At 43.2% G+C, this 9,622-nt stretch carries 9 protein-coding genes and 1 pseudogene; 5 read left to right on the top strand and 5 right to left on the bottom strand.

The features are described 5' to 3' along the window. Positions 1-208 (bottom strand): annotated as a pseudogene (locus AB3112_RS05265) (hydroxyacid dehydrogenase); the annotation flags it as partial. Between the two features lie 571 nt (positions 209-779). On the opposite strand from AB3112_RS05265, the gene brnQ reads away from it, so the two are divergent. Next, complete coding sequence (gene brnQ / locus AB3112_RS05260) at positions 780-2,183, top strand: branched-chain amino acid transport system II carrier protein (RefSeq protein ID WP_084973499.1); 1,404 nt, start codon at positions 780-782, stop codon at positions 2,181-2,183. Positions 2,184-2,467: 284 nt separating this feature from the next. Here the strand turns inward: brnQ and AB3112_RS05255 are convergent, their stop codons facing one another. After that, the gene (locus AB3112_RS05255; protein WP_084973497.1) at positions 2,468-3,082 is read right to left on the bottom strand and encodes an isochorismatase family protein; all 615 of its coding nucleotides are present in this window, start codon (positions 3,080-3,082) and stop codon (positions 2,468-2,470) included. A 177-nt stretch (positions 3,083-3,259) separates the two neighbouring features. On the opposite strand from AB3112_RS05255, the gene AB3112_RS05250 reads away from it, so the two are divergent. The 4 genes from AB3112_RS05250 (at position 3,260) to AB3112_RS05235 (ending at position 6,255) form a co-directional block, all read left to right on the top strand. Then, positions 3,260-3,952, top strand: coding sequence for an N-acetylmuramoyl-L-alanine amidase family protein (locus AB3112_RS05250; RefSeq protein WP_367334069.1), 693 nt, complete (start codon positions 3,260-3,262; stop codon positions 3,950-3,952). 99 nt (positions 3,953-4,051) lie between these two features. After that, the gene (locus tag AB3112_RS05245) at positions 4,052-4,957 is read left to right on the top strand and encodes a metal ABC transporter solute-binding protein (RefSeq protein WP_367334068.1); all 906 of its coding nucleotides are present in this window, start codon (positions 4,052-4,054) and stop codon (positions 4,955-4,957) included. A gap of 237 nt (positions 4,958-5,194) precedes the next feature. Continuing rightward, positions 5,195-5,467 (top strand): hypothetical protein, encoded by a 273-nt coding sequence (locus tag AB3112_RS05240; RefSeq protein WP_057909703.1) that lies wholly within the window; start codon positions 5,195-5,197, stop codon positions 5,465-5,467. A gap of 131 nt (positions 5,468-5,598) precedes the next feature. Then, on the top strand, positions 5,599-6,255 hold the full coding sequence (locus AB3112_RS05235; RefSeq protein ID WP_084973491.1) for a TetR/AcrR family transcriptional regulator: 657 nt from the start codon (positions 5,599-5,601) through the stop codon (positions 6,253-6,255). A 578-nt stretch (positions 6,256-6,833) separates the two neighbouring features. Here AB3112_RS05235 and AB3112_RS05230 read toward each other — a convergent pair. The 3 genes from AB3112_RS05230 to AB3112_RS05220 form a co-directional block, all read right to left on the bottom strand. Continuing rightward, positions 6,834-7,970, bottom strand: coding sequence for a GH25 family lysozyme (locus tag AB3112_RS05230; RefSeq protein ID WP_084973489.1), 1,137 nt, complete (start codon positions 7,968-7,970; stop codon positions 6,834-6,836). A 75-nt stretch (positions 7,971-8,045) separates the two neighbouring features. After that, a complete protein-coding gene (locus tag AB3112_RS05225) occupies positions 8,046-8,243 on the bottom strand; it encodes a hypothetical protein (RefSeq protein ID WP_084973487.1) in 198 nt (65 codons plus the stop codon). A gap of 15 nt (positions 8,244-8,258) precedes the next feature. Continuing rightward, positions 8,259-9,209, bottom strand: a complete 951-nt coding sequence (locus AB3112_RS05220; RefSeq protein WP_367334067.1) for a helix-turn-helix domain-containing protein — start codon at positions 9,207-9,209, stop codon at positions 8,259-8,261. Positions 9,210-9,622 lie beyond the last annotated feature (413 nt).

Raw genomic sequence — 9,622 nt, 5'->3', positions numbered from 1 at the left:
TCAAGTTTGGTGCCGCATCAATGACGTCTGAATCGACCTTCGTGGAAAGGGGTGTGATTAAGAAGTCGATGTCGGAAACTCGCTTACTTAATTCATCCTTCGTGATGAGATTTTGGCTATCATCAAAGACATCAATATCCAAGCCGGCATCCTTGAGAATGTTGAGTGCGTGTTCCGGAATTCTACCTGCAATTAATACTTTTGACATAAACTCACTCCCTATCAAATATTTCATACAACTCTATTATAGGGCATGTTGGGGTGGAAATGAAACCGCTTCCGAAAATGATTTCGCCAAACCGTTTTAAATAATTATCAAAATTGGTATTGACATTGTGATGGCAGACCGTTAACATACTAATTAAATAATTAGAAAACGCTGTGAGAAAGTTGAGTAACGTTCGGACATCCAGAAGCGAGCTTCGTTTGGTGAGAGGAAGCAGGATCAAGAATGCGAAAATCCCTTTTGAGCGATGTACCGAAGAATAAGAGTAACGTGCATTGGTGACACCCATTATCGTGTTAGCGTATCGCTTTTTTAGCCGTACGTGAAAGGCAATTGTAGCAATATAATTGCAAATATAAGGTGGTACAGTGCAGTAGGCGCCCTTAATTCAGCAGTAGCTGGATTAGGGCGCCTTTTTGATTACTCGGATTTTTGTACATAGTTTTCTAATAATTCATTTAAGAAAAGAGTTGGTGAAAATGAAATCCCAGATTGATATTAGTCAGATTAGGAGCCAAAATCGAAATTTAATTCATAAAGGAGATCTTCATATATGCAGGAATTACATGACTTAAATCCAAACCCATTACGAAAACGCGACTATTTTGTCGTCAGCTCAATGTTATTTGGCCTCTTCTTTGGAGCCGGAAATTTGATTTTCCCAATTCACTTAGGGCAGTTGTCAGGTTCTCACTGGCTGTTAGCGGCAGTTGGCTTTCTGGTGACGGCGGTGCTGTTACCACTGCTTTCTGTGTTGGCGGTCAGTGTTACCCGATCCGAAGGGGTTTATGATATTGGAAAACCACTTGGTCCAGTGTTTGCTTTGACGTTTATGGTCTTAATTCACGCAACCATCGGACCGTTGTTTGGAACGCCACGGACGGCCACCGTTCCCTTTACTGTTGGTGTTCAGCCACTGTTGCCGGCATCGATGGCCCATGTTGGGTTATTGGTATTCTCAGCAGTATTCTTCGGACTGGCATTTCTGGTTTCCTACAAAGAATCTAACGTCATGACGTCAGTTGGAAAGGTACTGAATCCCGTATTTTTACTGCTATTATTTAGTGTTTTTGCATTAGGATTTGCCAATCCAATGGGAGTGGCCGGAAAACAAGCAGCTACCGCAGCTTACAAGAGCGACTCGTTCTTCAATGGCTTTTTACAGGGGTATAACACAATGGACGCGCTGGCTGGGTTGGCGTTCGGTGTCACAGTTGTGACAGCTGTCCGTCAATTAGGGAAGACCAAACCCAGCAGTAACGCCAAAGTCACTGCCAAAGCCGGCTTGTTTGCGACTTCAGCCATCGGAGTCATCTATCTGGTCTTAATCTGGTTGGGGGCCACGACCCTTTCAACGTATAAGGCTTCTGCGGATGGTGGGGTTGCGTTCAATCAATTAGTGACCTATTATCTTGGCGGCATGGGGCATGCCTTGTTGGCAACCTTGCTGACGGTTACTTGTTTGACGACCGCCGTTGGTTTGGTCGCTGCATTTGCCCAAGACTTTCACAATCATTTTTCGAAAGTCAGCTATCGCGGCTGGCTCGGCTTCATGTGTGTGGCCTCTTTTGCGACCGCGAACTTTGGTCTTGATACCATCATCCAGTGGTCAACGCCAATGCTGATGTTCCTGTATCCATTCGCAATGGTTTTGATTTTACTGTCGGTCTTTTCACCGCTGTTTGACCGCGATCCGCTGGTTTACGCGCTGGTCGTTGGGTTTACGACTGTTCCAGCACTTCTGGACATGGTGGCCGCCTTCCCACCCGTTGTTAGTCAAAGCGCCTTTGGCCAGACTTTGGGTGCCGTTCAGCAACACGTCCTGCCATTCGCCAGTCTGGGGATGGATTGGGTTGTACCCGCAGCTGCTGGAGCTGTTCTTGGACTGGGGCTTCACTTCTTGCGGCCGGTTCTTGGAAGAGCACGGCAAACGTCTTCGCAGCAAAATGATGATTAGACTGCCTTTAAAGAGGCAAACTAACTGATTTGATAATAAAAACAAGGGAGTGTGCCAAAAGGCGGTTTTGCTTCCGCCAAAGAGGCTTGGCATTTCATGGCCGGCGTAGCATAACCTAGAATGACTTTTTGAGCTGAAAGCTCGGAAAGTTATTCGTAGTTATGCCTAGGAAGCGGCCTTTTGGCACACGTTCCGGCTATATAAAAATTGAAAAAACAAGGGGCTGTTAGCAAAACGTTAGTTTTGTCACAGCCCCTTGTTTTTTCCTGATTACAAATTACAAATTACAAATTCGTAAACGCGCCGTTTTCCTGCAGCAATTTAACAAACCCGGGAACGGTATCTTTTCTGTTCCAGTCACGCTGTAATTCACAAACTAATTGTGGAATGGTGATCAGGTGCGCACCTGCCTGCTCAACTCGCCGAAGGGCTGTTTCGTGAGCGATTGTCGAAGTCCCTCCGACGGCATCGACAACCGGGTAAACGTCAAAGCCTTCAGCGATCGCATCAATCGTTGGGAAGGTTAAACAAGCTTCGGTCCATAAAGCCAAGATGATAATCTTCTTGCGGCCGGTTGCCTTGATGGCTTCATTGTAATCTTTATCCTCCCAGGCGTTAATTGATGAACGATCATAGGAAGGAATGTCGCCAAGCAAATCCTTTAGCGGCTTAACGGTGTCTGAGTTGCGTTGGTTGTGGGCATTCACAGTCGAAAGCACAATGGGTAAGTTGAATAATTTTGCCGTCTCAACAACCATTTCAGCGTTTTTTAGCAAATCAGCATGACGCATTGATCCGATTGAACCGATTTGAATAGGTTGATAATCAATAATCGTTAACAGTGAATTATCAGGTGTAAGCAGGCGATCGTCTGCGCCACGTTTGTCAAAACTTGTCATAAATAAATTCCTCCTCATTAATTGATACCATTTGTTGAATTCGCTTACATGATACAACCATCTAAATGGCGATACCACTAATTACACCGCATGCAATCAACGGGGATGGGATGAATTGTTGAAAAATTTGAATGAAAGACTACCATTGAGTTTAGACGTAGAATGGACAAACTAAGGATGAGAGTGGCGATTAATGAAATGTTTAGAAAACAGCTGTCTTTATTTTTAATGATTTTGATTTCGGTCATTTGCTTAAGCGCCGTGCCTGCTCAGGCAAAATCTTCCAAAGTGAACAACTACATAGCAAGTCACAATATTACGCATCGTACGATTACCACCAATATTTGGGGCGGATTTCCGCATTATAAGTACCGGCACGGCAAAAACAAACCTGAAGGCGTCGTCATTCATGAGACGGGTAATTCGACTTCGACCATCTACGGTGAAATTGCCTACATGAAGAAGAATTACCGAAATGCATTCGTGCATACTTTTGTCGATGACGATCACATTATTAATATTGCCAGTACCAGGTATTTGAGCTGGGGTGTCGGCTATCCCGGCAATGCCCGCTTCGTGCAGTTTGAACAGGTGGAAATGCATAGTAAGAAATCCTTTGCTAAAGAGGTTGAAAATGCAGCCTACTATACGGCCTATATTTTAAAGGAGTATCATTTAAAGCCAAACGATGCCTGCTACGACGGTAAGGGAACGGTCTGGTCTCATGGTGCCGTCGCCCATTATCTTGGCGGCTCTGATCATACGGATCCGGTCGGGTACTACAAGAATCGCGGTAAGAAATACTTTCATCAAGCCTATACGATGGCCCAGTTCTACAAGCTGGTGTTAACGAATTATCATAATTTATAAAAATATTTGAAGAAATATCCCAAATTCACTTTACAACCTAAACCGTTTCGATTATCCTTAAAAAGTAACGATTACGATTTAAAGAGGAGAGGATATTTCATGTTACATAAGTTATCAAATCTAAAGGCCATGCTGCTGGCAGTTCTTGTCGTGGCACTTGGAATTGGCCTTGCGGGATGTTCAAACAGTTCATCGTCCAGCAATGGCAAAATTAAGATTACAGCAACGACCGATTTTTATGGTGAGGTGGCAAAGGCCGTCGCCGGCAACAAGGGTGATGTAACATCGATTATTAATAATCCCAACGTTGATCCCCACGATTACCAAGCTACGACAAAGGTTGCCAAAGAAACGGTTGGTTCAAAAATTGTGATTGCCAACGGGATCGGCTACGATGGCTGGATGAATAATTTGGTCAAAGATAGCAGTAAGGTTGACTATATTAAGGTTGGTGAAGACTTGATGAACAAGAAGAACGGTGATAACCCACATCTGTGGTACAATCCGGCAACAATGCCAAAACTGGCTAACACGATCGCCACAAAATTAGGTAAACTTCAGCCAAAGAATAAAGCCTATTTCAAGAAAAATGCGAAGAAGTATATCGCTTCGTTGAACCCCATTAATGACAAGATTGCGCAATTGAAGCAAATTGCGTCAACTAAGAAGAATAAAGAAGTCTACGTCAGCGAACCAGTCTTTGATTATGCGCTTCAAGCGACTGGCTTTAAAGTTGGGGACACCAAGTTTGAAAATGATACTGAAAAAGGCGTTGATCCCTCTCCACAAACCATTAAAACCATGCAAAATGGTATTAAGAATCACAAAATTGCCTTCTTCGTTTTCAACAAGCAAGTAGATAGTAAGACAGTTAATAACCTTGTGGCATTGGCCAAGAAGAATAAGGTACCGGTATTGCCAGTTACTGAAACCTTGCCTGCCAACAAGACATACGTCAGCTGGATGGACTCGCAATATACTAAATTGATTAATATTTTGAAATAAATTACGGTCACAATTAAATGATTTGATAACCAGTAAAACGGACTTCAACGGTGAAATATGCGTTGAAGTCCGTTTTTTAGTACGTTTGATAAGGCTGGAATTTCAATTAAAAGAGATTGTGAGCTTTTCGTTGACTTAATTTTGAGAGGGAACTATACTGTAGTTGTTCAAAAGATAGTAACCACTCACTATGTAGAAAGTGAATACTACCTACTTTAATATAAAGAGGGTAATCATATGTTTACATGGACATTCTGGATTTTAGCGATTTGGTTTGTAATCAATGCGATTTGGATGTGGTTTGAATTGGACAACCAGAACCTACAAAAAATCTTGGGCTGGATTAACGTTGCTGCAGTGATCATTGGTTTCTGGGTATTTTATGCCAGCACCCCAGTTGCGGCAATCTCGACTTGGTTCAACGTTTTGAACTACGTCAATATTCTTCTGGCAGCCACTCAGTTCTACTTTGGCTACCGCAAGAATCACAATATGACGGTACAACACTAGTCGAAGATCGTAAGTAGGCATTTGGTATTAAGTTAAAGGGAAATGACCGGCTATTGTAAGATTGCGCCGGTCATTTTCTATTGTAAGCACCCTATTGCATCTACTATAATTGGGATAAAGAAGGTGGATTGATGCAAAACAATTTAATGAGCTTATACGCCACGTCACCCGAGACGCGCAATCTAACCGAGAAGCAATTAAAAGTGCTGAATGCTGCCATCAAATTATTTGCCAAAAATGGGTACGCTAATACCAGTACCCAGCAAATTGCCAAAGCAGCGACTGTTTCGGAAGGAAGCATTTTTAAACATTTTAACAACAAACATGGTTTGCTCAAGGCAATCTTGAGGCCTTTGACAGATTCACTGCTTCCCGATATTTTGCATGAATTTTCCCGGAAGATGCTGCTGACGTCTTATCCATCGTTGCATGAATTTATCAAAACGATCACAGTTAACAGAATTCAATTTATCGAGGATAATCTTTTAGTCGTTAAAATATTTTTGAGTGAAGTATTGTATGATTCAGCGGTTCGAAAGGACATCATTGGCGCATTTCCACAAGATTTCATTGACGATTTAAACAATGAACTTACGCAAATGAAGGCGCAACACGTGATGGTCGATTGGCCGAATCAACAGATCATTCGGTTCCTGTCAGCCAATTTTGCCGGATACGTCGTTGAACATTATGTGTTCTTCCCGGATCGGGATTGGGATAAAGAAGCTGAATTGAATAATCTGATTCGGTTTATGGAGAACGGCTTGAGCCCTCAAGAAGTGAGCTAAATTTGCACAAACAAAGCGGGTATGGACAATTACAAGTTGTCTGTACCCGCTTTTTGTGGTGTTCTGATGGTATTTGGAAGAAACGTGTTCCGACGGCCGCAAACAGAGTGCAGTGCCTAGCCTACTTGGCGACGACCCAGACTCGTCCGCTTAATCCGACAACTAGCTTCGCCGCAAACCCAGCGGCAAAACTAGTTATCACATTAATGCTCCGAGTCTAACCGGGTCTCGTCACACTCTATTGAAACTTAATTTCGACTATTTTGGTGTTCTGCTGTTACTCGGATAAAATGTGTTCCGACGACCCAGACTCGTCCGCTTAATCCGATAACCAGCTTCGCCGCAAACCCAGCGGCAAAACTGGTTATCACATTAATGCTCCGAGTCTAACCGGGTCTCGTCACACTCTGGTGGAACTTAATTTGGATCAGTTTCGTGTTCTACTGTTACTTGGATAAAATGTGTTCCGACGCAACTGACACTACGATCTAAGACACTTTGATTCAAATCCAAGACCAGGATTTAAATCAAAGCGCACTTAGCTCTTCGTGTCAAAGCGTTGCTCGTCACACTCTACTTTATTTCAAATACCCTCTCCAAATCCAGCCGCCGTGGTTTCCTACCGTACTCCTTACGTGGTAATAGATTGCGTACTTGCCCGTATTTTTCTTATATAACTTTTCGTGTGCATCGGTTACCCACGTTGTGTTTGGGAGTTCCGCATTATAGCCATACCGGGTTCCCAGGTGCTTTGAATAACGTGCGCCCTTTGTCGTTGTATAGTAATGAGCGCCCATATTGCTGCGCCATACTAAGCTAACAGATGCTGAACGCGCAGCTGAATACTGTTTGCCTGACGGTGCCGGAATTTTGACAATTTCGCCATCGTTATTTGAGCTCGATGGTTTAGTCGGCGTTGTTGCGCTGGAGGCGCTTGAAGCACTCGACGCACTTGATGAATTGGCATTTGTGTTCGTATTTGTCGATGCAGCCGCTGATCCTGAATTTAAATAGAAGCTATTGTTCAACTGGCTGACGTCCAAATTCTGATTGATATTTGGGAAACGATAGTCAGAGGCCCACTGCCAAGCATTGGCGGACGGGTATTTATTGCCAGTTGGGGTTGCGGGATAGTCGGCAATCCAACCTTGATTTGAGGCGTTGGTATCGATTTTGACGCCCAACCAGCTGGCCATTGTGTACAGGTCAGTCTTGTTATAGCCGCCTTGGTTCAGTGCAGCATCAAAGGCCGCCAAGTTGGCGTCATTATTTGCTTTTGAGATGCTTCCCAATTCAGATGATTCAAAATCTGCGACCATCACGACATCTTTGGAGCTCGTAACGGACTGGACGGCATTGATAAAGTTCTGTGCCTCCTGAGTTGCTGATGCTGTGTCTGTAAAGTGGACAAAATGATAAAAGTTAATACTGAGCCCGGCCTGTTGAGCGTACTGGACTTGTTGTGACAGGTACGGGTTGGTATATCCCGTTCCCTCAGAGGCTTTAATCGTAACGGCTTTAACGCCATTTTGTGCTAATGTTTGATAATCTGCTGCAGTTAAGTTGCCCTGCCAACTGGAGACATCTACCATGTTGGCGCCGGGTTGGGTACTTGAAGGTGTCAAAGTTGCGTGAGCTGTGACGGATGTACCAAGTAAGATTCCCCCAGCAAGCAGCCCAAGGACTGCGGCTCCCTTTTTTAAGCGATTTCTCATAATCAATCCACTCCCATCTATGTATATACACATCACTGTGATACTAACATGAATGGGAGGCTTTCGGAAGCATATTTACTTATTGTTTCCCCTTCGTCGATCAAGTGAAAAACTCCAGTAAATTGCCAGTAACAATACGGCGGCAATTGTAATGGTTGTCATATTATTTGGCATTGCGTGGGTGCTGACCTGCCAGGCCACATAAATCAGGGCAAGTTGAAAAACCCAGGATAAGAGTGATTGACCGGCAAATTTTTTAGTGAATAATTTCATGATAGTTCCTCCTAGTTATTCTGGAATGTCACCATTCTCAGGGATGTAATCAATTGAATCAGCGATTCGCTTTGGAATTGGAATCTGTGGGTCAACGTGGGGATTGATCAAGTGAATCAAGTTGTAAGACTTTCGGTACTCGGTAGGCGATAGTCCGGTGGCACTCTTGAAGCGCCGCATGAAAACTTTTGGATCATTAAAATATGAATTATCAGCAATTTGTTTAATCGACATGTCGGTTCGAATTAAGAGCAGGGTCGCGACTTCGATTTTCACATGGTTGAGATATTGAAGCGTCGTCATACCCGTACAGTGTTTGAATAACCGGGTTAAATAATCGGGATTCAAGTGGCTGCGTTCAGCGATTTCCGCAACCGTCAACGTACTGGACATGTTGGCACGAATCCATTCCTTGAGACTGCTGATTCTTGAACTGTCTTCGTTGGCGTCAGGGCGATTGAAGTATGACTTATACAGTTGGATGAGAAGTGCAGATACCAAATAATCTCGCTCTTCAATAAATGACAGTTCGTTATGAATGGATAGGATCTGGTGAATTAATATAGTAGCTTCTTCATAATCAGCCAGTTTAAAGTAACGTGGTAAAAAGATTTGCCGTTTCTTGCTGCTACTGGATTTGATGGTTGCCGTCATATCGTCTTCATTGGCGGTGACGGTGTCTTCTTTATGCTGCGAGAAGAAGTGCAGCCAATAAAAATCGACGTCCCCGGGTGAGTCCTGGTAGCCATAAAAAGTGGTGAAGGGCGGAACGATCAAAACCTCGCGAGCATTTAAAGTGTATCGCATATCACCAATTTGAAGATAAATCGGCCCCTTGATACATAAAATTAGTTCATAGTCGCCTTTATGATACATGCGGCGGTGATGCCACCCCCTATGAGCCAAAAATTCACCACCCTTATAATAAAGCAGCGTTTTTTCCATTGTGAACGTTGAGAATAACATTTTGATTGTACCTCCTGACGATGTCGGAAATAGTCACTAAATATACCTAAAATAAGAATTGAGCTAATGTCGGAAATGACTACCAAATGTTCAAAACGTTGGTATTAAGGGTCTCAACACACCGACAAACGACAATCCTTTTAAACAACTGGTCGGATATCATCACTTCTTTTGCCATTATAGACCTTTTTTTCTTTTTTGGAAACGCTTACTATAAGACTTGTAAAAACAAGTTATTGTTTGAACATTTCAAGCTGTCAAGAAAGGAAGTTGGTCATGATGCAACGGATCAATACCAGGTTTCGAAGTTCACCCTTCGTTTAACCAGATTGTCTCACATGATTCAGCAATCATTTTTTCTCAAAATGTAAGCGGTTCAACAAAATTTATTTAATTTGGAGGAAATTATCATG

The organism is Lentilactobacillus sp., assembly GCF_040773105.1.
Classification (GTDB): Bacteria; Bacillota; Bacilli; order Lactobacillales; family Lactobacillaceae; genus Lentilactobacillus; species Lentilactobacillus parabuchneri.
Note: the sequence above shows the minus strand (reverse complement) of the source record. Positions and strands in the feature narration are given on the sequence as shown.

Excerpts from the sequence above, each read along its gene's own strand:
- brnQ (WP_084973499.1), top strand. The coding sequence starts at position 780 with ATGCAGGAATTACATGACTTAAATCCAAACCCATTACGAAAACGCGAC.
- AB3112_RS05255 (WP_084973497.1), bottom strand. The coding sequence starts at position 3,082 with ATGACAAGTTTTGACAAACGTGGCGCAGACGATCGCCTGCTTACACCT.
- AB3112_RS05250 (WP_367334069.1), top strand. The coding sequence starts at position 3,260 with ATGAGAGTGGCGATTAATGAAATGTTTAGAAAACAGCTGTCTTTATTT.
- AB3112_RS05245 (WP_367334068.1), top strand. The coding sequence starts at position 4,052 with ATGTTACATAAGTTATCAAATCTAAAGGCCATGCTGCTGGCAGTTCTT.
- AB3112_RS05240 (WP_057909703.1), top strand. The coding sequence starts at position 5,195 with ATGTTTACATGGACATTCTGGATTTTAGCGATTTGGTTTGTAATCAAT.
- AB3112_RS05235 (WP_084973491.1), top strand. The coding sequence starts at position 5,599 with ATGCAAAACAATTTAATGAGCTTATACGCCACGTCACCCGAGACGCGC.
- AB3112_RS05230 (WP_084973489.1), bottom strand. The coding sequence starts at position 7,970 with ATGAGAAATCGCTTAAAAAAGGGAGCCGCAGTCCTTGGGCTGCTTGCT.
- AB3112_RS05225 (WP_084973487.1), bottom strand. The coding sequence starts at position 8,243 with ATGAAATTATTCACTAAAAAATTTGCCGGTCAATCACTCTTATCCTGG.
- AB3112_RS05220 (WP_367334067.1), bottom strand. The coding sequence starts at position 9,209 with ATGTTATTCTCAACGTTCACAATGGAAAAAACGCTGCTTTATTATAAG.